Source organism: Phenylobacterium sp. (genome assembly GCF_036821595.1).
In the GTDB taxonomy this organism is placed as follows: Bacteria; Pseudomonadota; Alphaproteobacteria; order Caulobacterales; family Caulobacteraceae; genus Phenylobacterium.
On sequence record NZ_DAISJG010000028.1, the window covers coordinates 19321 to 40745 of the forward strand.

The following is a 21425-nucleotide window of genomic DNA, read 5'->3' on the forward strand; positions in this document are numbered from 1 at the left end:
CTCAGCCCTTCATCATCGAGGCGTCATCCACCGAGATGTCGCCGCGGTTGCGGAAGAAGGTGACCAGGATGGCCAGGCCCACGGCGGCTTCCGCCGCGGCGACGGTCAGCACGAACATGGCGAAGATCTGCCCCACCACGTTGTGCAGATAGACCGAAAAGGCCACCAGGTTGATGTTCACGGCGAGCAGGATCAGCTCGACCGACATCAGGATGACGATGATGTTCTTGCGGTTCACGAAGATGCCGAACACCCCGATCGTGAACAGGATGGCGGCGACCGCCAGGTAGTGGGCAAGGCCGATGGTCATTCGCCGACCCCTTCGCCGGGCTTGAGGTTGACGATGCGCATGCCCGCCTTAGGCGTGCGCGCAACCTGATCGGCGACCAGCTGGCGCCGGACCCCGGGCTTGTGGCGGAGCGTCAGCACGATGGCGCCGATCATGGCCACCAGCAGCACCAGGCCCGCCGCCTGGAAGAAGTAGACGTAGTCCGTGTAGAGCACCCGGCCGATCGCCTCGGCGTTGGTCACGTCGGCGGCCACGTCACGGCCGGCGGCGTTCGGAACCGCGTTGGCCGCGGCCGCGCCGCGGGTCGCCACCGTGGTCGAGACCATGACCATCTCAATGGCCAGTATGCCGGCGATCAGCAGGCCCAGCGGCAGGTACCGCGCGAAGCCCTGGCGGAGCGCCACGAAGTCCACGTCCAGCATCATGACCACGAACAGGAAGAGCACCGCGACGGCGCCCACGTAGACCACGATCAGCAGCATCGCCAGGAACTCCGCGCCCAGAAGGACGAAGAGCCCCGCGGCCGAGAAGAAGGCCAGGATCAGCCACAGCACGGAGTGGACGGGGTTCCGCGCCGAAACGACGGAGAAACCCGCGAGGACGGTCACCGCCGCCAGCAAGTAGAATGCGATCGCCTGGAGGGCCATCGGCGGGTTCGAGCTCCCCTCAAATACCTGAGTTCTGCGCCTATGCCAGGCGGCCGCGGAATCGCGCGGCTGTCTTAGCGATAGGGCGCGTCCAGTTCCAGATTCTTCGCGATTTCCCGCTCCCAGCGGTCACCGTTATCCAGCAGGCGCTCCTTGTCGTAGTAGAGCTCCTCCCGCGTCTCGACGGCGAACTCCAGGTTCGGGCCTTCCACGATGGCGTCCACCGGGCAGGCCTCCTGGCACAGGCCGCAGTAGATGCACTTCACCATGTCGATGTCGTAGCGGGTCGTCCGGCGCGAGCCGTCGGCGCGGGGCTCCGCCTCGATGGTGATCGCCTGGGCCGGGCACACCGCCTCGCAGAGCTTGCATGCGATGCAGCGCTCTTCGCCGTTCGGGTAGCGGCGCAGGGCATGCTCGCCGCGGAAGCGCGGGCTCTGCGGGTTGCGCTCGTGCGGGTACTGCACGGTCTTCTTGGGACGCACCATGTGCTTCATGGCCAGGCCGAAGGCCCCGGCGAAGTCGAGGAGCGCCGCTCCCTTCACCGCCTGTCCGATCCGATTGATCATCTCAGTTCCTCTCGCAGGCGTAGTCTTCCAGGTACTGGGAGTCCCCGCCCCGCTTCAGCGTCAGGTTTCCGCCCTTGGCGGCGCAGTCGGCCTGCGCCCGCCTCAGGTCGTCGTAGGTGGCGATCCCGCCGGCCGGCATGGCCGTGGCGCAGGCGCTCACGCCCAGGGCCAGCAGCGACGCCAGGACCGTCCTCATGCGCCCGCCGCCGGCCGGAGCACGAAGAGCGCCCAGCCCGAGATCGCGAAGATCGCGACCAGCGAGAACGGCAGGAACACCTTCCACCCCAGCCGCATCAGCTGGTCGTAGCGGTAGCGGGGCACGATCGCCTTCGCCATCGACACGAGGAAGAAGAAGAAGATGACCTTCAGGAATAACCACATGAAGTAGAAGAAGCTCGCCGCCGTCGGATGCCAGGCGTCCGTGAACGGCGTCGGGAACGGCGCGGTCCAGCCGCCGAAGAACAGGATGGCGGTCATCGCGCAGATCAGCACGATGTTGGCGTACTCGCCGATCATGAAGAGCAGGTACGGCGTGGACGAGTATTCCACCTGGTACCCCGCCACGAGCTCGGACTCCGCTTCCGGCAGGTCGAACGGCGGACGGTTGGTCTCGGCCAGGCCGGAGATGAAGAAGATCACCGCCAGCGGGATCGTGAACAGGAGAAGCGGCAGCTTCTCCAGGCCGCCCGGGCCGCCGAAGACGTACCAGTTCCAGAAGCCGCCCTGCTGGGTCGAGACGATCTGCTGCAGGTTCATCGAGCCGGCCAGCACGATGACGGCCACGATGATGAAGCCGATGGAGACCTCGTAGGAGACCATCTGCGCGGCCGAGCGCAGGCTGCCCAGGAAGGGGTACTTCGAGTTGGACGCCCAGCCGCCCATGATGATGCCGTAGACGCCCAGCGAGCTGATCGCGAACAGGTAGAGGATGCCGACGTTGACGTCGGAGACCACCCAGCCGGGCGCGAGCGGGATCACCGCCCAGGCGGCGAAGGCCAGGGTGAAGGAGATCAGCGGGGCCAGCAGGAAGACCGCCTTGTCGGCGCCCGCCGGGATGACGATCTCCTTCAGCAGGAACTTGCCGAAGTCGGCGAAGGACTGCAGCAGGCCGAAGGGGCCCACGACGTTCGGCCCTTTGCGCATCTGGACGCCCGCCCAGATCTTCCGGTCGGCCAGCAGCAGAAAGGCCAGCGACAGAAGGATCCAGATCATCACGGCCAGGATCTGGCCGACGGCCAGCAGCGTCCAGCCGCCCGGCGTGGCCCAGAAGCTTTGAGTGGCGACAGGTTCCATGGCTACTCCGCCGCGATCTTCGTGGCGCCCGAAGCCAGGGCCGCGCACTCGGCCATCGTCACGCTGGCGCGGGCGATGGGGTTGGTCAGGTAGAAGCTCTTGATCGGACTGGCGAACGGCTCGTCGCGCAGGTCCCCCGCAGCGCCGAGGCCGCCGAGGTCGAGGCCCCTCGCCCCCTCCGGTCCCGCCACATAGTCGATGCGGCCGAAGGTCGGGTGGTCGGCGAACAGCCGGGCGCGCAGCTGGTCCAGGGTGTCGTAGGGCAGCTTGGCGCCCAGGCGCTCCGACAGCGCCCGCAGGATCGCCCAGTCCTCCCGGGCCTCGCCTTTCGGGAAGACCGAACGGACGCCGAGCTGCACGCGGCCCTCGGTGTTCACATAGAGCCCGTTCTTCTCGGTGTAGGCGGCGGCCGGCAGGATCACGTCGGCCTTGTGGGCGCCGGCGTCGCCGTGGGTGCCCATGTAGACGACGAAGGCGTCGGTGGCCGAGAGCTCGATCTCGTCGGCGCCCATGAGGAACAGGACGTCCGCCCCGCCGGGCGCGACCAGCTCGCGCGCGGACTTGCCGCCGGGGCCGGGCACGAAGCCCATGTCGAGCCCGCCCACCCGGCTTGCCGCCGTGTGCAGCACGTTCCAGGTCATGCCGAAGCTCTTGGCGACGCCCGCCGCGGCCTTCAGCACCGCCGCGCCGTCGGCGCGGGTCAGGGCGCCCGCGCCCACGATGATCGCGGGGTTCTTCGCCTCCTTCAGCGCCTTGACGAAGTCGCTGCGCTGGCGAGAGAGGCCCGACAGGGTCTGCGGTCCGGCGCCCAGGTAGTCGTAGCTGTAGGTCAGGTCGGCCTGTTCGCCGACCACGCCCACCCGAAGCGCGCCGGCCAGCCAGCGCTTGCGCAGCCGGGCGTTGAACACCGGCGCCTCGAGGCGCGGGTTCGTCCCGACCAGCAGGACCACATCGGCGTCCTCGATCCCGGCCAGGGTGGAGTTGAACAGCCAGCTTTCGCGCGGGCCGTCGCCCAGGGTCATGCCGTCCTGACGGCAGTCGGTCGACTGCACGCCCAGGCCGCGGAACAGGTCCAGCGCGGCCTTCATGGACTCCGCGTCCTGCAGGTCGCCGGCGATCACGCCCACCCGGTCGGGCTTGGCGGCGCTGAGCTGCGCGGCGACGGCGTCCAGGGCCTCGCTCCAGGACGCGGGGCGCAGCCTGCCGTTCTCACGGATGTAGGGCCGGTCGAGCCGCTGGCGCGACAGGCCGTCCACGACATAGCGGGTCTTGTCGGAGATCCACTCTTCGTTGATGTCCTCGTTTATCCGCGGCAGCACGCGCAGCACGGCGGGGCCGCGGCTGTCGACGCGGATCGCCGAGCCCAGCGCATCCATGACGTCCACGCTCTCGGACTTCTTCAGCTCCCAGGGGCGGTAGTTGAAGGCCCAGGGCTTGTGGGTCAGCGCGCCCACCGGGCACAGGTCGATGACGTTGGCCGACAGCTCGGAGGTCACCGCCCTGTCGAGATAGGTCGTGATTTCAACGTCTTCGCCGCGGGAGATGAGGCCGATCTCCGGCACGCCGGCCACTTCGGTGATGAAGCGGACGCAGCGCGTGCACTGGATGCAGCGGGTCATGACCGTCTTGATCAGCGGCCCCATGAACTTCTCTTCGACCGCGCGCTTGTTCTCCGCATAGCGGCTGTCGTCGCGGCCATAGCCCATGGCCTGGTCCTGCAGGTCGCACTCGCCGCCCTGGTCGCAGATCGGGCAGTCCAGCGGGTGGTTGATCAGCAGGAACTCCATCACCCCGTGACGGGCCTTCTTCACCATCGGCGTGTCGGTGAAGATCTCCATGTTCTCGGCCGCCGGCAGGGCGCACGAGGCCTGCGGCTTCGGCGGGCCGGGCTTCACCTCGACGAGGCACATCCGGCAGTTGCCGGCGATGGAGAGCCGCTCGTGGTAGCAGAAGCGGGGGATCTCCTTCCCCGCCAGCTCCGCCACCTGGAGCACGTTCATGCCGGGTTCGAACTCGACCTCGACCCCGTCGACCTTGGCGATAGGCATCTCGTTTACTCCGCCGCGATCGATGCGCCGGCGTAGGAGCCCTTGCGCGCGCGGTAAGCGTTGATCCGTTCCTCCACCTCGTGGCGGAAGTGGCGGAAGAGGCCCTGGATCGGCCAGGCGGCCGCATCCCCCAGGCCGCAGATGGTGTGGCCTTCCACCTGGCTGGCGACGTCGAGGAGCAAGTCGATCTCGCTCATCTCGGCCTCGCCGGTGACCATCCGCTCCATCACCCGCCACATCCAGCCGGTGCCTTCGCGGCACGGCGTGCACTGGCCGCAGCTCTCGTGCTTGTAGAAGTAGGACGCCCGGGCGATGGCCTTCACCAGGTCGGCGTCCTTGTCGAAGACGATCATGGTGCCGGTGCCGAGGCCCGAGCCCCGGGCCTGCAGGTCCTCGTAGGTCATCACCGCGACCTCGGCCTCCTCGGCCGGGATCATGCGCACCGAGATGCCGCCGGGGATGACGGCCTTCAGGTTGCCCCAGCCGCCGCGGACGCCGCCCATGTGCTCCTCGATGAGCTGGCGCAGCGGGATGCCGACGGCGTCCTCGACCACGCAGGGCTTGTTCAGGTGACCCGAGCCCGCGAACAGCTTGGTGCCGGTGGACTTCTCGGTGCCGAAGCCCGCGAACCACTCGGCGCCGCGGCGCAGGATGGTGCCGACGACCGAGATCGACTCGACGTTGTTGATGGTGGTCGGCGCGCCGTAGATGCCGGCGCCCGCCGGGAACGGCGGCTTCAGGCGCGGCTGGCCCTTCTTGCCCTCCAGGCTCTCCATCAGGGCGGTCTCGTCGCCGCAGATGTAGGCGCCGCCGCCGTGGGTGACCCGCACGTCGCAGTCCCAGCCGTGGACGTTGCCCGCGCCGATCAGCTTGGCGTCATAGGCCTGCTTGATGGCGGCGGTCAGGCGCTCGCGCTCGAAGACGTACTCGCCGCGGATGTAGATGTAGGCCGTGTGCGCGCGGATGGCGCGGCAGGCGATCAGGCAGCCCTCGATCAGCAGGTGCGGATCGTTGCGCAGGATCTCGCGGTCCTTGCAGGCGCCCGGCTCGGATTCGTCGGCGTTGACGACCAGGTAGTGCGGCCGCTCGCTCTCCTGCTTGGGCATGAAGGTCCACTTCAGCCCGGTGGGGAACCCCGCCCCGCCCCGGCCGCGCAGGCCCGAGGCCTTGATCTGGTCGCAGATCCACTCCGGCGTCTGGGCGACGATGTCGGCCGTGCCGTTCCAGCAGCCGCGCTTCTTCGCGCCCTCGAGCCCCCAGTCGTGGAGGCCGTAGAGGTTGGTGAAGATGCGGTCCTTGTCCTGAAGCAGGCCGGGCATCAGGCGGTCTCCTTCGAGGACTTGCTGGGCAGGTTGGGGATCTTGATCTTCTTGGCGCGGCTGCCGTCGTAGAGGCCGGCGTCGGTCAGCGTCAGCGGCCCGCCCTCGGGCGAGGCGCCCTGCCGGCCGATCACCGAGCCCGGCGGCGGGGTCTCGCCGGCCGCGAACTGGTCGAGCAGCTTCTCGAACGAAGCCGGGTCGAGGTCCTCGTAGTAGTAGTCGTTGATGGCGGCCATGGGCGCGTTCGAGCAGGCGCCCAGGCACTCCACTTCCTGCCAGTAGAACTTGCCGTCCGCGGACCGGTGGTTCTGCGGGCCGATCCGGCGCTTGCAGACGTCCAGCAGGGCCTCGGCCCCGCGCGTCTGGCACGGCGTGGTGCCGCAGACCTGCACCAGCGCATGGGTGCCGACCGGCTCCAGCATGAACATGGTGTAGAAGGTGGCGATCTCCAGCACCCGGATCACCGGCATGCCGAGCAGCTCGGCCACGGCGCGGATGGCGGGCTCGGACACCCAGCCATCCTGCTTCTGGACCAGCCACAGGATCGGGATCACCGCCGACTGCTGCTTGCCGGCCGGATAGTTGGCCATCCAGCGCTGGGCTTCCTTCAGCACCTCGGGCTTGAAGGCGAAGCTCTCGGGCTGGACAGGCGAAAGGCGACGGACGCTCACGCGGGCCTCACTTACGGAAATCCACGCGGGCGATCTTGCCGCCGGCGAGGGTGTAGATGGCGATGACCTGGAAGGCCTCGGTGACCCCGTCGCGATAGACGCGCTCGTGGTCGATCACGGTGTCGCCGACCACGATGCGGTTGGCGAGCTCGGCGCGGTTCTTCGGGAAGTCGGCGAACACCTGGGCGTACTTGGCCCGGTAGGCGTCCATGCCGCGGATCGTGACGTCACCGTTGAGGTCGGCCACCACCACGTCGTCGGCGAAGAAGGCGCAGTGGGCGTCCAGGTCCCGGGCGTTGTAGGCGTCGAGCTGGCCCTGGGCGATGTCGACGGGGCTGAGGTTTGCGTCCGCGGTCACCGGTCGATCTCCCCGAACACGATGTCGAGCGAGCCCAGGATGGCGGAGACGTCGGCCAGCATGTGGCCGCGGTTCATCCAGTCCATCGCCTGCAGGTGCGGATAGCCCGGCGCGCGGATCTTGCAGCGGTACGGCCGGTTGGTGCCGTCCGAGACCAGGTAGACGCCGAACTCGCCCTTGGGAGCCTCCACCGCGGCGTAGATCTCGCCGGGCGGGGGACGATAGCCCTCGGTGAACAGCTTGAAGTGGTGGATCAGCGCTTCCATCGAGCGCTTCATCTCGCCCCGGCGCGGCGGCGCGATCTTGTTGTCCTCGGAGATCACCGGCCCGGGGGTCTTCAGCAGGCGGTCGCAGCACTGCTTCATGATCTTCGTGGACTCCCGCATCTCCTGCATGCGGCAGAGATAGCGGTCGTAGCAGTCGCCGTTGACGCCGAGCGGGATGTCGAACTCGAGGTCGTTGTAGCACTCGTAGGGCTGCGAACGGCGCAGGTCCCAGGCGATGCCCGAGCCGCGCACCATGACGCCGGAGAAGCCCCAGGCGATGGCCTCTTCCTTGGTCACCACGCCGATGTCGACGTTGCGCTGCTTGAAGATGCGGTTGTCGGTGATCAGGCCCTCGATGTCGTCGAGGATGCCCGGGAAGGCGTCGCACCAGTCGGAGATGTCCTGCACCAGCTCCGGCGGCAAATCCTGGCGGACGCCGCCGACGCGGAAGTAGTTGGCGTGCAGGCGCGCGCCGGATGCGCGCTCGTAGAACACCATCAGCTTCTCGCGCTCTTCGAAGCCCCATAGCGGCGGGGTGAGCGCGCCCACGTCCATGGCCTGGGTGGTGACGTTGAGCAGGTGGTTCAGGATCCGGCCGATCTCGGAGTAGAGCACGCGGATCAGCTGGCCGCGGATCGGGATCTCGACATCCATGAACCGCTCGAGCGCCAGGCAGTAGGCGTGCTCCTGGTTCATCGGGGCCACATAGTCCAGGCGATCGAAGTAGGGGATCGTCTGGGCGTAGGGCCGGGCCTCCATCAGCTTCTCGGTGCCACGGTGCAGCAGGCCGATGTGCGGATCGACCCGCTCCACCACCTCGCCGTCCAGCTCCAGGACCAGGCGCAGCACGCCGTGGGCCGCCGGGTGCTGCGGGCCGAAGTTGATGTTGAACTTGCGGACCGGGGTCTCGGGCGTGTGGCCGACCTCGGCGTGGATCGCCTCGGCGGGCGCGTTCTGGCCGGTCATGCTTTCGGCTCGCTCTTTTCGTCGCCGGGCAGCGGGGCGTAGCCGCGCTCCATGCCTTCCCACGGCGAGAGGAAGTCCCAGTTGCGCCACTCGACGGCCTTCACGGGTTCGTAGACCACCCGCTTCAGCTCGTCGTCGTAGCGGACCTCGACATAGCCGGTCATCGGGAAGTCCTTCCGCAGCGGATGGCCGTGGAAGCCGTAGTCCGTGAGGATCCGGCGCAGGTCCGGGTGCCCCTCGAAGAAGATGCCGTACATGTCGAAGGCTTCGCGCTCGTACCAGTCGGCGCTCGGGAACACGGGCGTCGCCGACGGCACGGCGATGTCCTCGTCGGTCTGCACCTTGATGCGGATACGACGGTTCCGGGTCATCGACAGCAGGTGGTAGACCACGTCGAAGCGCCGCTCGCGCTCCGGGTAGTCCACGCCGCAGATGTCCACCAGCTGGTGAAAGCCCTGGGCGTCGCGCAGGTAGGTGAGCGCGGCCACGATCTGCGGCAGCTGGGCGGTCAGGCTGAGGTCGCCGAAGGCCACCTCGTAGCCAGTGAAGGCCCCTGCCCCGTTCGCCACGATCTCCTGGCCGAGCGCCTCGAGCGCCTCTCTCGTCATGGGCCAGGTCATCGGACGATGGTCCCCGTGCGGCGGATCTTCTTCTGGAGCTGCAGCACGCCGTAGACCAGCGCCTCGGCCGTGGGCGGGCAGCCCGGCACATAGACGTCCACCGGCACGATCCGGTCGCAGCCGCGGACCACGGAGTAGCTGAAGTAGTAGTAGCCGCCGCCGTTGGCGCACGAGCCCATGGAGATGACGTAGCGGGGCTCCGGCATCTGGTCGTAGACCTTGCGCAGCGCCGGGGCCATCTTGTTGCACAGCGTGCCGGCCACGATCATCACGTCCGACTGGCGCGGGCTGGCGCGGGGCGCGAAGCCGTAGCGCTCCAGGTCGTAGCGCGGCATCGACGCCTGCATCATCTCGACCGCGCAACACGCCAGGCCGAAGGTCATCCACATGAGCGAGCCGGTGCGCGCCCAGGTGATCAGGTCGTCGAGGCCGGCGGTGACGAAGCCCTTGTCGGCCAGGTTCTGGGACACGCCGTCGAAGAACGGGTCGTGCTTCTTCGGGTCGTAGCCCTCGACCGTGGTTCGGCCGGCCTCGCCCGCGGGAACGATCACTCCCATTCCAGGGCCCCCTTCTTCCATTCGTAGATGAAGCCCACCGTCAGCACGCCCAGGAAGGTCATCATCGACCAGAAGGCGAACTGCGCCACGTCGGTCGGGAGCTTCATCAGGCTCACCGCCCATGGGAACAGGAAGGCCACTTCAAGGTCGAAGATGATGAAGAGGATCGAGACCAGGTAGAACCGGACGTCGAACTTCATCCGCGCGTCGTCGAAGGCGTTGAAGCCGCACTCGTAGGAGGACAGCTTCTCGGGGTCCGGAGCCTTCGGCGCCAGGACGTAGGCGCCCAGGATGAAGACCAGGCCCAGGCCCGCCGCGATCCCCAGGAAGATCACGATGGGCAGGTACTGCAGAAGGAACGCGTTCATGGAGTCCTCGGGGGAGTCGCGCGCCCTTCTAGACCACCCATGGGGCGGTTTCAAACGGGGCTTTCGCACCGCCGAAGCCGGGCGGCGGAAGGCCGCTCGGAGGCTCAATTTGGGCCGGGCGCCACTCTCCCGTTGACACGATTCCGGTCCGCACCTATCAGACGCGCCTTCGCACGGCCCAACGGCCTTACGCGGGTGTAGCTCAGTTGGTTAGAGCGCCGGCCTGTCACGCCGGAGGTCGCGGGTTCGAGTCCCGTCACTCGCGCCACTTCCCCACATCGCCATCAGCGGTCAGGGCGGCGGCGGACCTGCCCTGCAGGTCACCGGCTCCGCGCTCGCCACGTCCTCGCCCGGCAGGATCGGCGCGATGGTTCCCCGATCGAATCCCTTGGTCCACCACTGCATGCCCTCGCCGACGTAGCGCGCCCCGCTGCCCGAGATGACGCTGCGCATGACGTGCCTGCGGTTCTTGTAGCGGACGATGGCGATGTCGTCGGCGTAGGAGGCCTCCACCGTCTCGCCGTTGTCGCAGTGGAGCACCGCCGCCGGCTGGTGAGGATTGAGCACGGTGCTGCATCCGGTGAGCGCCAGGCCGGCCGCCAGGAGGGCGAGGCGGGACGCCGCGCCGGTCAGGCGACCGCCTCCGGCTGCCGCTCCAGGGTGTAGTCCTCGGGATTCGGGGCCAGGGTGGCGCGCCAGTAGTCGATCAGGCCGAACGGCCAGTTCTGGCTCACCCGGCCGAACTTGTTCTTGTACCAGCTGGACACGTGCGGCGAGCCCCAGGCCCAGCCCTGGTTGGCCTCGTCGACCCGGGCGTTGAAGGCGTCGTGCACGTCCTTCCTGACCTCGATGGCCCGCGCGCCGGTCTCGGCCAGGAGCCGCAGGCAGCCCACGATGTAGCGGACCGCGCACTCCGAGAAGAAGATGATCGAGCCGTTCACGACGATGTTGGTGTTCGGTCCGTAGATCATGAAGAAGTTGGGGAAACCCGGGGTGGTGACACCCAGGTAGGCGCGCGCGTCCCCGCCCCAGGCCTCGTGCAGTTCGAGCCCGCCGCGGCCGGTCACTTTCATGAAGGACAGGAAGTTCGAGGCCTGGAAACCGGTGCCGTAGATCAGCACGTCGGCCGGGTGCTCGGTCCCCTCGGCGGTGACCACGCCGTGCGGCGTCACCTTCTCGATCCGGTCGGTGATCAGCTCGACGTTCGGGCGCTTCAGGGCGGCCAGCCAGACGCCGTTGTCCAGGACGGCGCGCTTGCCGCCCACCGGGTACTGCGGGATCACCTTCTCGGCGAGGTCGGGCCGGTCCGCCACCTGGGCGGCGATCGCCTGGGCGGCCATCTCGCGCAGCATGGCGTTCTCGGGTCCGACCGCGCCGGGGCCGCCGTTCCAGCTCGGGTCCGACTTCACCATCGGCAGGAAGCCCTCGGTGGTCGTCCAGAACAGGTAGAAGCGGTACCACTTGTCGTAGAAGGGCACGTGCTCCAGGAGCCACTTCATGCCCTCGCCCACATCCTCATGGTAGTGCGGCACCGGCAGGCCCCACGGCGGGGTGCGCTGGAAGACCTTCAGCTGCGCCACCTTGGGCGCGATCTCCGGCACGAACTGGTAGGCCGAGGCGCCGGTGCCGATCACCGCGACGCGCTTGCCCGTCAGGTCGACGTCGTGGCGCCATTCGGCGGAGTGGAAGGCTGGCCCCTCGAAGGTGTCCAGGCCCTCGATGTCGGGATAGCGGGGCCGGTTGAGCTGGCCCACGGCGCTGACCACGGCCTTTGCCTCGACGGTCTCGGTTCGCCCTTCGGGCCCCTTGAGCACGGCCCGCCACACCGCCCTGCCCTCGTCCCAGGTCAGGCTCTCGACCAGGGTCTCGAAGCGGATGTGCTTCCGCAGCTCGTACTTCTCGGCGATGCCGCGGAAGTAGCTCAGCAGCACGGGCTGGGTGGAGAAGTGCTGCGGCCAGAGGTGGTTCGGCTCGAAGGAGTAGCTGTACATGTGGTTCGCGTTGTCCACCCGGCAGCCCGGGTAGGTGTTCTCGAACCAGGTGCCGCCGACGTCGGGGTTCTTGTCGACGATCTGGAACGGCACGCCGGCCTGCGACAGGCGGATGCCGGTGAGCAGGCCAGACATCCCGGCCCCGATCACCAGCACGTTCAGCCGGCGGGCGGCTTCCTTGAGGCGGGGCTGCTCGAACTGCGGGTCCTTCGAGCTCTTGCCGGAGATGGCCAGCTCGTCGGCGAGGAAGTCGGCGTAGCCCTCGGGGATCGGCGCGCCGGCGACGAAGTCCATCAGCCGCCGCAGGAGCGCGGGCTCGGGCGTCGACGCCTTCGCCTCGCCGCCCCCCAGCAGGGCCTCGATCGCCGCCTTCGCCTTCTCGCGGATCTTCGCCTTCTCGGCCTCGGATATCCCGATGTCGTCGCGCGACAGCGGGACGTAGGTGGGCGTCCATTCCGGGCGGAGCCAGTCGGGGTCGCCGGTGACCTGCGCCAGGGCCGCGATCAGGGCCGGCAGGTGCGCTTCCCGGAGCGCCTGGTCCAGCAGGGCAGCCTCCGCCATCCTCGTCTTCTCCCAGGTTATCGTTGTTCTTTCGGCCAGCATGACTCCCGCCCGCCCGGAGCGAAAGGGCGCCGTGACGTCAGGCCACGTCGCGCCTGCGTCATTGTCCCGTTAAGGCGAACCGCCTAGGCTGAGGGGGATGACGCCCATGCGACCGATCCTGATCGCGACCTTCACGGCCGCCGCACTCGCGGCGGGGAGCGCCTGCGCGCAGTCGCGGGTCTCGGCGCCCACCCAGGGGTCGGTGACCGTCATCGACCCGGCCCAGGTGCGGCAGGACGCCGATCTCGCCGTGCCGACGGTCTCGCGTCCCGCCAAGGGCGCCAGGACCGCCAAGGCCTCGGACGGCAGCTACACCCTCACCGGCCTCGGCGGCGAGGCGTTCGCCGTCTCGGCGCCCCAGAGCGTCGTCCTCACCCGCCAGGGCGGGACTGAGGAGATCCGGCTCCAGATCGTGCCCAGCCAGACCGTCGGCGCCTTCGCGGGCCCCGCGGGCCAGCCGGCGACGGCCAAGGTGGGCGTCAGCGGCTCCCTGCCGGTGGCCAGCGACGCCAAGAGCGGCGTCTACCAGGGCCAGTACGACGTCACCGTCGCCTACCAGTAGGTCCTATCCCGCCTGAGCCTTGCGGATCCGCGCCATCAGCGCGGGCGGCAGCGCCATGCCCGAAGCGGCCGCGTTCTCGTACAGGTGCGCCGGCCGGGTCGTGCCGATCACGGCGCAGGAGACGTGCGGGCTCGCCAGCACATAGGCGAGCGCGGCCTGGGAGCCCGTCATGTCCGGCTGACGGTGCAGGAAGCCGAAGCGCGCGCCGCGCCGCACCTCCTCGCGGTGCCGGACCAGCCCGCGGGCGGCGTACCAGAGGTCCTGGGGCCCGCGGATCTTCGCCACCTTCAGCCCGGTGTGGCCCATGGCCAGCGCCATGCCCGCCAGGACGCCCTTCCCGGCGGCCGCGGCCCGGGCGATCAGCGGCTCGCGCTCGGGGCGCAGCACGTTGTAGTCGACCATCACGGCGTCGAACTGCGGCAGGTCCACGACATGCTCGATCACGGCGGGATCGAAGCTGTTGACCCCCAGCGCCCGGACCAGCCCCCTCGCCTTCAGGTCGCCGAGCGCCGCGAGCAGTTCGTCGGTGAGCTCGGAGACGGCCGGTCCGTGCAACTGCAGCAGCGGGAGCACGTCGAGGCCCAGGTTGCGCAGCGACCGCTCGGCGCTGGCGGCGACGGCCGCGGGCGAGAAGTTGCGGCCGATACGGCCCCCGCCGGCATGGAAGGTGCCGGCCTTGGTGGCGACCACCAGGCGCGACACGTCGCGGCCCTTCAGGGCGCGTCCCAGCCTCGGCTCCGCCTCCCCGGCCGAATAGCTGGCCCCGGTGTCGAGGAAGGTGACGCCGAGGTCGATGGCGGCATGGACGAGGCCCACGGCCGTCGCCTCGGAGAAGGTCGGCTTCCCCCACCAGCTGGCGCAGCCGTAGCCGATCTCGGAGACCTGCAGCCCGGTCCGGCCCAGGGAGCGATAGAGCATCAGGAACCTTCGTCCCGCGCGACGCGCGTCACTAGGTCCGCGACGGCGCCCCAGGCCGCGGTGGTTGGGATGACCACATCGAAGTGGCCGGCGTCCGGGATCGTCACCACCTCGGCCGCGTCCCCGGCCGCCCGGGCCTTGCCGACGTATTCGAGGCCGGTGAACGGCGGCATGACGTGGTCGTAGGCGCCGTGGACCATCACCACGCGCGCCCCGGTCGGCAGCAGCTCGGCCGGCGAGGTATCGGCGAGGCGGCGCGGGTCGCCGAGCATCTGCGGGAAGGTGTCGGCCCCGCAGGCGCGCGAGAAGACGTCGCCCTGCCCTTCCAGGTCGCCGATGCCGGCCAGGCTCACCACGGCCCGGATGCGGACGGGATCCGGCCGGCTCAGCGGGCTGTCCTTGGGCAGGCGGTGGCGGGCGGCGGCCCACAGCGCCAGGTGACCCCCGGCCGAGTGGCCGACCGCGACGACGCGGCCCGGATCGAGATCGTGGCGGCCGGCCTCGTCCCGGATGCGGTCGATGGCGGCCGCCACGTCCTGGAAGGTCCCGGGGTAGCCCGCCCCCGCCTCGCCGAGGCGGCGGTACTCCACGTTCCAGACGGCGAGGCCGCGCCGCGCAAGGTCGGCGGCGATCCCGCTGGTCTGCGGCAGCCCCTCGAAGGCCTGGCGGTAGCAGCCGCCGTGCAACAGGACCACGACCGGGTGCGGCCCCTGCCCCTCCGGCAGGAACAGCTCCACAACCTGCGACGGCTCGGACCCGTAGCGCACCGTCGCGTCGGCCTGGACGCGGGCCTGCTCCATGTAGGCCGAGAGCGGCGCGGGCCCGGCTTCAGCCACGCCCGCCACCGCCAGCATCGCGCCGAGGATCGACCATGGCCGCACGCGTCTCTCCGGGATGGTGGGCGGCGAGGGGTTCGAACCCCCGACCCCCTCGGTGTAAACGAGGTGCTCTAACCAGCTGAGCTAGCCGCCCGTCGCGAGCGGTTCTAATCGAAGTCCGGCGGGTTCGCATAGGCATCGACGGGGCCGGCGCCCCGAAGCCGCCTAGACGCGGAAGCCCAGCGGAAGGAAGGCCGAGGCTAGCACCCACAGGCCGATAAGGGCGAAGATCGCCGCCGCGACAATACGCACCACCTTGAGCGGGACGACCCTCGTCGCCGCCTCGCCCAGGTAAACGGCCGGCACATTGGCCAGCATCATCCCGAGCGTCGTGCCGGCCGTGACCAGGGTCAGGTTCTCGAAGCGCGCCGCCAGCAGCGAGGTGGCGATCTGGGTCTTGTCGCCGATCTCCACGAGGAAGAAGGCCACGACGGTGGTCAGGAAGACGCCGCCGTGGGTGTGTCCGGCGGCCCCCTCGTCCTCCTTGTCCGGGATCAGGGCCCATCCGGCCATGATCACGAAGGCCAGGCCGACGACGGCCTGGAACAGCCGGCCCTCGAGCCACTGGGCGATCAGGACGCCCAGACCAGCGGCGAGCGCATGGTTCAGGAGCGTAGCGACCAGGATGCCCAGGATGATGGGGACCGGGCGGCGGTACTTGGCGGCCAGCACCATGGCGAGGAGCTGGGTCTTGTCGCCGATCTCGGCGATGGCCACGACGCCGGCGGAGATGAGGAATGGTTCCAACTGGGACGCTCCTGGGCCGGCGGACGCACGACGACGCGGCGCCGGGCCGGCCCGTGAGGCCCCGCGCGCATCGTCGGTCTCGCCAATCCGGGCCTGACTGGCCCGCCGTCCGCGCCATGCCCCCGCAAGGGCAAGTGTGTTGACGCGGACTTCGCTGGAGCGAACGGCTACTCCCCGAAGAGGCGGCGGTCATAACCGGCGAGGCCGCGATCGGGCAACGAAAAAGGCGGCCGCTCCCCCAGCGGCCGCCCTTTGCCGTGCCGGCCGGACCGGCTCAGCCGTTCAGGACGCCCTTCAGGCTCTCCCCGACCCGGAAGCGGCAGGTGCGGGAGGCGGGCCGCTTGACCGTCTCGCCGGTCTTGGGATTGCGGGCCGTCCCGGCGGCGCGCTTCACGGGCACGAAGCTGCCGAAGCCCACCAGGCGGACCTCCTTGCCGGCCTTGAGCGAGGTGGAGACGGAGGCGATGAAGGCGTCCAGCGCCTCCTTGGCCTGAGCCTTGTTCAACCCGGCCTTGTCGGCGATCGCCGAGACGAGTTCGGCCTTCGTCATGTGGTCTTCTCCCATCATCATTTTTTCTTGGGCAGGTCGAAGGGCTCGCAGGCGTCGCCCCCTTCCGCGCCTCGCGGGAGATTAAAGGCCCTGAGAACCTTAGCCGTCAAACGAAGGCGGCGCGGGATCGCCCCCGCGCCGCCCCTGTTTCAGCAGATTTGATCGGCCCTAGTGGGTGATCACGCTCTCGACGTCGCCGTCCTCGACGACCGACACCGGCGGGGCGTCGGCTTCCGACCATTCGATCGGGGTCGGCTGGCGGGTGAGCGCGTGGCTGAGCACCTCGTCCATGGTGGAGACGGGGATGATCTCGAGCTCGTTCTTCACGTTGTCGGGAATGTCGGCCAGATCCTTCTCGTTCTCGGTCGGGATCAGGACGGTCTTCACGCCCGAGCGCAGGGCCGCCAGAAGCTTCTCCTTCAGACCGCCGATCGCCGTCACCCGGCCGCGCAGGGTGACCTCGCCGGTCATGGCGATGTCCTTGCGGATCGGGATGCCGGTGAGCACCGAGACGATGGCCGTGGCCATGGCCGCGCCGGCGGACGGACCGTCCTTGGGCGTGGCCCCGTCGGGCACGTGGATGTGCACGTCGGTCTTCTCGAACGACGGCGGCTCGACGCCGAAGCGGGTCGCGCGGCTGCGGACGTAGCTGTTCGCCGCCGAGATCGACTCCTTCATCACGTCCTTCAGGTTGCCCGTGATGGACATGCGGCCCTTGCCCGGCATCTTGACCGCCTCGATGGTCAGGATGTCGCCGCCGAACTCGGTGTAGGCGAGGCCGGTGATGATGCCGACCTGGTCCTCCGCGTCGGTCTCGCCGTAGCGGTACTTGCGGACGCCGGCGTACTTGGCCAGCCGCTCGTCGTCGATGGTGATCGACAGCACCTTCTCGCGGGCCAGGTCGCGGACCGTCTTGCGGGCCAGGTTGCCCAGTTCCCGCTCCAGCGAGCGGACGCCGGCCTCACGGGTGTAGTAGCGGATCAGGTCGCGGATGGCCGTTTCCGGCACCACGAACTCCTCCGGCTTCAGGCCGTGGTCCTTGGTCAGCTTCGGCAGGACGTGGCGCTTGGCGATCTCCACCTTCTCGTCCTCGGTGTAGCCGGGGATGCGGATGATCTCCATGCGGTCCAGCAGCGGCTGGGGCATGTTCAGCGAGTTGGCGGTGGTGACGAACATCACCGGCGACAGGTCGTAGTCCACCTCCAGGTAGTGGTCGGCGAAGGTGGAGTTCTGCGCCGGGTCCAGCACCTCGAGCAGGGCCGACGACGGGTCGCCGCGCCAGTCCGAGCCCATCTTGTCGATCTCGTCGAGCAGGAAGAAGGCGTTGGTCGACTTGGCCTTCTTCATCGACTGGATGATCTTGCCCGGCATGGAGCCGATGTAGGTCCGGCGGTGGCCGCGGATCTCGGCCTCGTCGCGCACGCCGCCCAGGGAGACGCGGACGAACTCACGGCCGGTGGCCTTGGAGATCGACTTGCCCAGGGAGGTCTTGCCGACGCCGGGAGGACCCACGAGGCACAGGATCGGGCCCTTCAGGGTGCCCACGCGGCTCTGGACCGCGAGGTACTCCAGGATCCGTTCCTTGACCTTGTCGAGGCCGTAGTGGTCCTCGTTGAGGATGTCCTCGGCCTTCTGCAGGTCGATGGGCTTCTGCTTGGCCTTGCCCCACGGGATCGACAGCAGCCAGTCCAGGTAGTTGCGGACGACGGTGCTCTCGGCCGACATCGGGCTCATGTTGCGCAGCTTCTTCAGCTCCGCATCGGCCTTCTGCCGCGCTTCCTTGGAGAGCTTGGTCTTCTTGATGCGCTTCTCGAGCTCCATCAGCTCGTCGCGCTGGTCGTCCTGCTCGCCCAGCTCGCGCTGGATCGCCTTCATCTGCTCGTTCAGATAGTACTCGCGCTGCGTCTTCTCCATCTGACGCTTCACGCGGTTGCGGATCTTCTTCTCCGTCTGCATCACGGAGATCTCGCCCTCCATCAGGGCGTAGACCTTCTCCAGACGCTTCACGACGTTGAAGACCTCGAGCAGCTGCTGCTTCTCGCTGATCTTGACCGACAGGTGCGAGGCGATGCGGTCCGCCAGCTCTCCCGGGTTCTCGATCTGCGGGATCGCAGCGAGCGCCTCGGGCGGCACCTTCTTGTTCAGCTTCACATAGTTCTCGAACTGCTCGACGACCGCGCGGCTCAGCGCCTCGGCCTCGGCCGTGCCGGCGCCGTCCTCGGCGACATAGGCCACCTCGGCCTCGTAGTAGTCGGCCTGGTCGGTGAACTTGGCGACGCCCGCCCGGGCGCGGCCTTCCACCAGCACCTTCACGGTGCCGTCGGGCAGCTTCAGGAGCTGCAGGACGGTGGCGACCACGCCGACGTCATAGATCGCCTCGGGCGACGGATCGTCGTCGTCCTTGTCCTTCTGGGTGGCGAGCAGGATCTGCTTGCCCTCGTTGCGCATGGCCTCCTCGAGGGCGCGCACGGACTTCTCCCGGCCCACGAAGAGCGGGACCGGCTGGTGCGGGAAGACCACGATGTCCCGCAGCGGCAGGATCGGGAGGATCTTAATCTCGGACATGATGCTTCAACTCCTGGCCTGCCCGATTGGCGCCGGGCTTAGGCTCGCCGGATCGCGGTCACCCAGACGATGCGCCTGAGTCGGACGACCCGTCCGCCGTGACCGCGGCGGCCTGTTACTGTTTTATGTGGACCGTTTCCCAGCCCGCGCAAGCGGAGCAACATCCGTGCGCGACACTCGGCCTCAGCGCTATCCACAGGTTAGCTTCACCGGACAAAGCCGGGCCGTTCGCGCAAGGCCATGCCTCACTTAACATTGTTCAGATAGGAAGCCGGGCGCCTCCCATCAAGCCGCAGGCCGGCCGGACTTGCGGCCCGTGGCGAGCTTGCCGCACGTTTCCCGCACCGCGATGGCCGGCAGGGCCGCCGCGTGGGCCTCGAGCCAGGCCGCCACCTCCCGGGCATGGTGGACGACGAGGGCCCGCAGCAGCCAGGAGACCGCCTTGGCGACAAGGGCGTCCCGCTCGCCCTGCAGGGCCTGCAGGTTGGCGAAGGCGAGGTCGCGCAGCCGGAGGTCGGGCGAGCGCTTCGCAGGGCCGGTCAGGAGCACGAGGGCGGCGCGGCGGCGGCTGATCTCCGGGTCGGCGGCCAGGTCCGCGATCATGCCGCTCCAGGCGGGCCAGTCGGCGAGCAGCTGCTCGGGCGGAAACAGGTTCTGGCAGAGGTGGTCGACCTCGGCCCAGCCGACGAGCCCGCCCAGCCAGCGGCGGACGTCGTGGGGGCGCACGGCGAGCCTCGCGGGCCGGTGGGCGGCGAGGATCAGCGGGGCGAGCGTCTTCTCGTCGTAGGAGGCGCCCGCGAACAGGCTCTCGACCACGGCCAGCACCTCGGCCGGCGCCGTGGTCTTGTGGGCGACGGCCCAGGCGCGGGCCAGGGACCGCTTGGCCGGCACGGACACGCCCAGCAGGGGATGGCTCCCCTGCCCCAGATAGTTCGGCGGCGGGCGCTTGCCGGGCGGCGGGGCGAGCGCCTCCAGGCCGGCGAGCAGGCCGGCGTGCTCGGGGTGCATCAGCGACCGGGCGCCTGCAGCGCCTCCTCGACGAAGTCGAGGCGGTCCTGGCCGAAGAACAGCTCGCCGTCGACGAAGAAGGTCGGCGCCCCGAACATGCCTCGGGCGACGGCGGCCTCGGTGGCGTCCTTGAGCCGGGCCTTCACCGCCCCGTCATGCTGGAAGGCGATGAATTCGTCGCCCGAGACGCCGGCGCGGGCCAGGACCGGGCCCATCTCGGCCGGGTCTCCGAGGTTGCGTGGCTCCTTCCACATGGCGTCGAACACCGCTTCCACATAGGCGGCGAAGCGCGGGTCGCCCTGCAGGCCCGCGGCCCCGCGCATCAGGTGCAGGGTGTTGATCGGGAAGTGCGGGTTGCGGTTGAACACCGCGCCGTGGCGCTTCGCCCAGCGGGCCAGGTCGGCGTTCATCCAGGCCCCCTTCGCGGGGATGGTCGCCGGCGACGCGTTGCCGGTGGCCTTGAAGACCCCGCCCAGCAGAACGGGGACGTACTGGACCTCCGCGCCCGTGCGGGCCACGAGGCCGGGCAGCGCCTTGTAGGCCAGGTAGCTGGCCGGGCTGCCGAAATCGAACAGGAACTCGAGTTTGCGGGCCATCAGAAGCTCTCCGTCCAGGGGCGCAGGTCGAGCTCGTGGGTCCAGGCGTCGCGCGGCTGGGCGTGGAGCATCCAGTAGGCCTCGGCGATGTGGTCGGGGTTCAGGATGCCGTCCTGGTCCTTCAGGGCATAGCGCTCGGGGAAGTTCTCGGCGATCCAGGCGGTGTCGATCGCCCCGTCGATGATGGTGTGGGCGACGTGGATCCCCTTCGGTCCCAGCTCGCGGGCCATGCTCTGGGCGAGCGCGCGGAGCGCGTGCTTGGCCCCGGAGAAGGCGGCGAAGCCCTCGCGGCCGCGGACGCTGGCGGTGGCGCCGGTGAAGAGGATAGTCCCCCGGCCGCGCGGCGTCATCCGGCGGGCGGCCTCGCGACCGGCCAGGAAGCCCGCGAAGGCGGCCATCTCCCAGACCTTGAAGTAGACCCGCGCGGTGGTCTCGGCGATCGGGAAGCGGACGTTCGCGCCGATGTTGAAGACGCAGACCTCCACCGGGGCGATCCCGGCCTCGACCTTGTCGAACAGGGCCACGACCTGGTCCTCCTGGCGGGCGTCGAGCCCGAACGGGTGCGCCTCGCCGCCCGCGTCGCGGATGGCCGCGGCGAGGTCCTCGAGCTGGTCGGCGTGGCGGCGCGCGATCACCGCCGCATAGCCCTCGCGGGCGAAGCGGCGGGCGATGGCGCCGCCCAGGGCGTCGCCGGCTCCGATGACGATGGCCGCCTTCTCCGCCATGACCCGCGCTCCTGTGCCTTGAGGGTACAGCGTAAGCGCACATGGCGTGGATTGCGCGCGGCAGAAATTCTGCGGGCGCTTGGAGAGGGAAACGGCGCCCTGCCCGGCGCGGGGCGGCAGGGGAAGGAAGGAAGGAAGGAACCACGGATTACACGGATCACACGGATGGGGGCGGCGCTGAACGTGCGGGCCGGGCGGCGCGGGTGGACGTGAGATCGCGCGCCGGAGGCGCGCAGGGTGACCTGGGCGCGGCCTGCGATGGGGCCCGCCTTCCGTGTGGTCCGTGTATTCCGTGGTTCCATCCTGCGCGCGTC

The 21425-nt window shown here is 69.3% G+C and carries 24 protein-coding genes, 2 tRNA genes and 1 riboswitch; of the genes, 2 read left to right on the forward strand and 24 right to left on the reverse strand.

Features of this window, described 5'->3' with window-relative positions; all coding sequences use genetic code 11:
- Position 1: 1 nt before the first annotated feature.
- The 13 genes from nuoK to V7Z97_RS13125 form a co-directional block, all read right to left on the reverse strand.
- Positions 2-310 carry an NADH-quinone oxidoreductase subunit NuoK gene (nuoK, locus tag V7Z97_RS13065; RefSeq protein WP_111458380.1) on the reverse strand — a complete coding sequence of 103 codons (309 nt, stop codon included), beginning with the start codon at positions 308-310 and terminating at the stop codon, positions 2-4.
- A complete protein-coding gene (locus V7Z97_RS13070; RefSeq protein WP_334163866.1) occupies positions 307-936 on the reverse strand; it encodes an NADH-quinone oxidoreductase subunit J in 630 nt (209 codons plus the stop codon). The genes nuoK and V7Z97_RS13070 overlap by 4 nt, the downstream gene beginning before the upstream one ends.
- A gap of 74 nt (positions 937-1010) precedes the next feature.
- The gene (gene nuoI, locus V7Z97_RS13075; RefSeq protein ID WP_325458099.1) at positions 1011-1502 is read right to left on the reverse strand and encodes an NADH-quinone oxidoreductase subunit NuoI; all 492 of its coding nucleotides are present in this window, start codon (positions 1500-1502) and stop codon (positions 1011-1013) included.
- A 1-nt stretch (position 1503) separates the two neighbouring features.
- Positions 1504-1698 (reverse strand): hypothetical protein, encoded by a 195-nt coding sequence (locus V7Z97_RS13080; protein ID WP_334163867.1) that lies wholly within the window; start codon positions 1696-1698, stop codon positions 1504-1506.
- On the reverse strand, positions 1695-2795 hold the full coding sequence (gene nuoH, locus V7Z97_RS13085; protein ID WP_334163868.1) for an NADH-quinone oxidoreductase subunit NuoH: 1101 nt from the start codon (positions 2793-2795) through the stop codon (positions 1695-1697). Before nuoH ends, V7Z97_RS13080 begins: the two co-directional genes overlap by 4 nt.
- A 2-nt stretch (positions 2796-2797) precedes the next feature.
- Positions 2798-4843, reverse strand: a complete 2046-nt coding sequence (gene nuoG, locus V7Z97_RS13090; RefSeq protein WP_334163869.1) for an NADH-quinone oxidoreductase subunit NuoG — start codon at positions 4841-4843, stop codon at positions 2798-2800.
- A gap of 5 nt (positions 4844-4848) precedes the next feature.
- The gene (nuoF, locus tag V7Z97_RS13095) at positions 4849-6162 is read right to left on the reverse strand and encodes an NADH-quinone oxidoreductase subunit NuoF (protein ID WP_334163870.1); all 1314 of its coding nucleotides are present in this window, start codon (positions 6160-6162) and stop codon (positions 4849-4851) included.
- Positions 6162-6833 carry an NADH-quinone oxidoreductase subunit NuoE gene (gene nuoE / locus V7Z97_RS13100; RefSeq protein ID WP_334163871.1) on the reverse strand — a complete coding sequence of 224 codons (672 nt, stop codon included), beginning with the start codon at positions 6831-6833 and terminating at the stop codon, positions 6162-6164. The genes nuoF and nuoE overlap by 1 nt, the downstream gene beginning before the upstream one ends.
- 7 nt (positions 6834-6840) lie before the next feature.
- On the reverse strand, positions 6841-7191 hold the full coding sequence (locus tag V7Z97_RS13105) for a nuclear transport factor 2 family protein (protein WP_334163872.1): 351 nt from the start codon (positions 7189-7191) through the stop codon (positions 6841-6843).
- Positions 7188-8423 (reverse strand): NADH-quinone oxidoreductase subunit D, encoded by a 1236-nt coding sequence (locus V7Z97_RS13110; RefSeq protein WP_334163873.1) that lies wholly within the window; start codon positions 8421-8423, stop codon positions 7188-7190. The genes V7Z97_RS13105 and V7Z97_RS13110 overlap by 4 nt, the downstream gene beginning before the upstream one ends.
- Positions 8420-9031, reverse strand: coding sequence for an NADH-quinone oxidoreductase subunit C (locus V7Z97_RS13115; RefSeq protein ID WP_442958038.1), 612 nt, complete (start codon positions 9029-9031; stop codon positions 8420-8422). The genes V7Z97_RS13110 and V7Z97_RS13115 overlap by 4 nt, the downstream gene beginning before the upstream one ends.
- 8 nt (positions 9032-9039) lie before the next feature.
- Complete coding sequence (locus tag V7Z97_RS13120) at positions 9040-9621, reverse strand: NuoB/complex I 20 kDa subunit family protein (RefSeq protein ID WP_334163875.1); 582 nt, start codon at positions 9619-9621, stop codon at positions 9040-9042.
- Positions 9591-9968, reverse strand: a complete 378-nt coding sequence (locus V7Z97_RS13125; RefSeq protein WP_334163876.1) for an NADH-quinone oxidoreductase subunit A — start codon at positions 9966-9968, stop codon at positions 9591-9593. The genes V7Z97_RS13120 and V7Z97_RS13125 overlap by 31 nt, the downstream gene beginning before the upstream one ends.
- A 191-nt stretch (positions 9969-10159) precedes the next feature.
- Between V7Z97_RS13125 and V7Z97_RS13130 the strand changes: the two genes are divergently transcribed.
- Positions 10160-10236: transfer RNA gene (locus V7Z97_RS13130), tRNA-Asp, on the forward strand.
- Between the two features lie 23 nt (positions 10237-10259).
- On the opposite strand, the gene V7Z97_RS13135 is transcribed toward V7Z97_RS13130, so the two are convergent.
- Both V7Z97_RS13135 and V7Z97_RS13140 read right to left on the reverse strand, forming a co-directional pair.
- The gene (locus tag V7Z97_RS13135; protein WP_334163877.1) at positions 10260-10535 is read right to left on the reverse strand and encodes an MliC family protein; all 276 of its coding nucleotides are present in this window, start codon (positions 10533-10535) and stop codon (positions 10260-10262) included.
- Between the two features lie 62 nt (positions 10536-10597).
- A complete protein-coding gene (locus tag V7Z97_RS13140) occupies positions 10598-12520 on the reverse strand; it encodes an NAD(P)/FAD-dependent oxidoreductase (protein WP_334163878.1) in 1923 nt (640 codons plus the stop codon).
- 148 nt (positions 12521-12668) lie between these two features.
- On the opposite strand from V7Z97_RS13140, the gene V7Z97_RS13145 reads away from it, so the two are divergent.
- A complete protein-coding gene (locus V7Z97_RS13145; protein WP_334163879.1) occupies positions 12669-13124 on the forward strand; it encodes a DUF4402 domain-containing protein in 456 nt (151 codons plus the stop codon).
- Positions 13125-13127: 3 nt separating this feature from the next.
- Here V7Z97_RS13145 and V7Z97_RS13150 read toward each other — a convergent pair whose 3' ends face one another.
- From V7Z97_RS13150 to V7Z97_RS13190, 9 genes are all read right to left on the reverse strand, one after another.
- Positions 13128-14042, reverse strand: a complete 915-nt coding sequence (locus V7Z97_RS13150) for an aldo/keto reductase (RefSeq protein WP_334163880.1) — start codon at positions 14040-14042, stop codon at positions 13128-13130.
- Complete coding sequence (locus tag V7Z97_RS13155) at positions 14042-14923, reverse strand: alpha/beta hydrolase family protein (protein WP_334163881.1); 882 nt, start codon at positions 14921-14923, stop codon at positions 14042-14044. The genes V7Z97_RS13150 and V7Z97_RS13155 overlap by 1 nt, the downstream gene beginning before the upstream one ends.
- 14 nt (positions 14924-14937) lie before the next feature.
- Positions 14938-15014: transfer RNA gene (locus tag V7Z97_RS13160), tRNA-Val, on the reverse strand.
- A gap of 71 nt (positions 15015-15085) precedes the next feature.
- Positions 15086-15667, reverse strand: coding sequence for a TMEM165/GDT1 family protein (locus tag V7Z97_RS13165; protein WP_334163882.1), 582 nt, complete (start codon positions 15665-15667; stop codon positions 15086-15088).
- A gap of 84 nt (positions 15668-15751) precedes the next feature.
- Positions 15752-15856: riboswitch (yybP-ykoY riboswitch) on the reverse strand.
- Between the two features lie 85 nt (positions 15857-15941).
- Positions 15942-16217 (reverse strand): HU family DNA-binding protein, encoded by a 276-nt coding sequence (locus V7Z97_RS13170; RefSeq protein WP_334163883.1) that lies wholly within the window; start codon positions 16215-16217, stop codon positions 15942-15944.
- 168 nt (positions 16218-16385) lie between these two features.
- Positions 16386-18782 carry an endopeptidase La gene (lon, locus tag V7Z97_RS13175; protein WP_334163884.1) on the reverse strand — a complete coding sequence of 799 codons (2397 nt, stop codon included), beginning with the start codon at positions 18780-18782 and terminating at the stop codon, positions 16386-16388.
- A 285-nt stretch (positions 18783-19067) separates the two neighbouring features.
- Positions 19068-19790 (reverse strand): DNA alkylation repair protein, encoded by a 723-nt coding sequence (locus V7Z97_RS13180; RefSeq protein ID WP_334163885.1) that lies wholly within the window; start codon positions 19788-19790, stop codon positions 19068-19070.
- Entirely contained in the window at positions 19790-20386 is a 597-nt protein-coding gene (locus tag V7Z97_RS13185; RefSeq protein WP_334163886.1) for a 2-hydroxychromene-2-carboxylate isomerase, read from the reverse strand. Before V7Z97_RS13185 ends, V7Z97_RS13180 begins: the two co-directional genes overlap by 1 nt.
- The gene (locus tag V7Z97_RS13190) at positions 20386-21111 is read right to left on the reverse strand and encodes an SDR family oxidoreductase (protein ID WP_334163887.1); all 726 of its coding nucleotides are present in this window, start codon (positions 21109-21111) and stop codon (positions 20386-20388) included. Before V7Z97_RS13190 ends, V7Z97_RS13185 begins: the two co-directional genes overlap by 1 nt.
- Positions 21112-21425 lie beyond the last annotated feature (314 nt).

Excerpts from the sequence above, each read along its gene's own strand:
- V7Z97_RS13110 (WP_334163873.1), bottom strand. The coding sequence starts at position 8,423 with ATGACCGGCCAGAACGCGCCCGCCGAGGCGATCCACGCCGAGGTCGGC.
- V7Z97_RS13170 (WP_334163883.1), bottom strand. The coding sequence starts at position 16,217 with ATGACGAAGGCCGAACTCGTCTCGGCGATCGCCGACAAGGCCGGGTTG.
- nuoG (WP_334163869.1), bottom strand. The coding sequence starts at position 4,843 with ATGCCTATCGCCAAGGTCGACGGGGTCGAGGTCGAGTTCGAACCCGGC.
- V7Z97_RS13185 (WP_334163886.1), bottom strand. The coding sequence starts at position 20,386 with ATGGCCCGCAAACTCGAGTTCCTGTTCGATTTCGGCAGCCCGGCCAGC.
- V7Z97_RS13070 (WP_334163866.1), bottom strand. The coding sequence starts at position 936 with ATGGCCCTCCAGGCGATCGCATTCTACTTGCTGGCGGCGGTGACCGTC.
- nuoK (WP_111458380.1), bottom strand. The coding sequence starts at position 310 with ATGACCATCGGCCTTGCCCACTACCTGGCGGTCGCCGCCATCCTGTTC.
- V7Z97_RS13150 (WP_334163880.1), bottom strand. The coding sequence starts at position 14,042 with ATGCTCTATCGCTCCCTGGGCCGGACCGGGCTGCAGGTCTCCGAGATC.
- V7Z97_RS13180 (WP_334163885.1), bottom strand. The coding sequence starts at position 19,790 with ATGCACCCCGAGCACGCCGGCCTGCTCGCCGGCCTGGAGGCGCTCGCC.
- V7Z97_RS13190 (WP_334163887.1), bottom strand. The coding sequence starts at position 21,111 with ATGGCGGAGAAGGCGGCCATCGTCATCGGAGCCGGCGACGCCCTGGGC.
- V7Z97_RS13125 (WP_334163876.1), bottom strand. The coding sequence starts at position 9,968 with ATGAACGCGTTCCTTCTGCAGTACCTGCCCATCGTGATCTTCCTGGGG.
- V7Z97_RS13145 (WP_334163879.1), top strand. The coding sequence starts at position 12,669 with ATGCGACCGATCCTGATCGCGACCTTCACGGCCGCCGCACTCGCGGCG.
- nuoF (WP_334163870.1), bottom strand. The coding sequence starts at position 6,162 with ATGCCCGGCCTGCTTCAGGACAAGGACCGCATCTTCACCAACCTCTAC.
- nuoH (WP_334163868.1), bottom strand. The coding sequence starts at position 2,795 with ATGGAACCTGTCGCCACTCAAAGCTTCTGGGCCACGCCGGGCGGCTGG.
- V7Z97_RS13080 (WP_334163867.1), bottom strand. The coding sequence starts at position 1,698 with ATGAGGACGGTCCTGGCGTCGCTGCTGGCCCTGGGCGTGAGCGCCTGC.
- V7Z97_RS13120 (WP_334163875.1), bottom strand. The coding sequence starts at position 9,621 with ATGGAAGAAGGGGGCCCTGGAATGGGAGTGATCGTTCCCGCGGGCGAG.
- V7Z97_RS13115 (WP_442958038.1), bottom strand. The coding sequence starts at position 9,031 with ATGACGAGAGAGGCGCTCGAGGCGCTCGGCCAGGAGATCGTGGCGAAC.
- nuoI (WP_325458099.1), bottom strand. The coding sequence starts at position 1,502 with ATGATCAATCGGATCGGACAGGCGGTGAAGGGAGCGGCGCTCCTCGAC.
- V7Z97_RS13140 (WP_334163878.1), bottom strand. The coding sequence starts at position 12,520 with ATGGCGGAGGCTGCCCTGCTGGACCAGGCGCTCCGGGAAGCGCACCTG.
- lon (WP_334163884.1), bottom strand. The coding sequence starts at position 18,782 with ATGTCCGAGATTAAGATCCTCCCGATCCTGCCGCTGCGGGACATCGTG.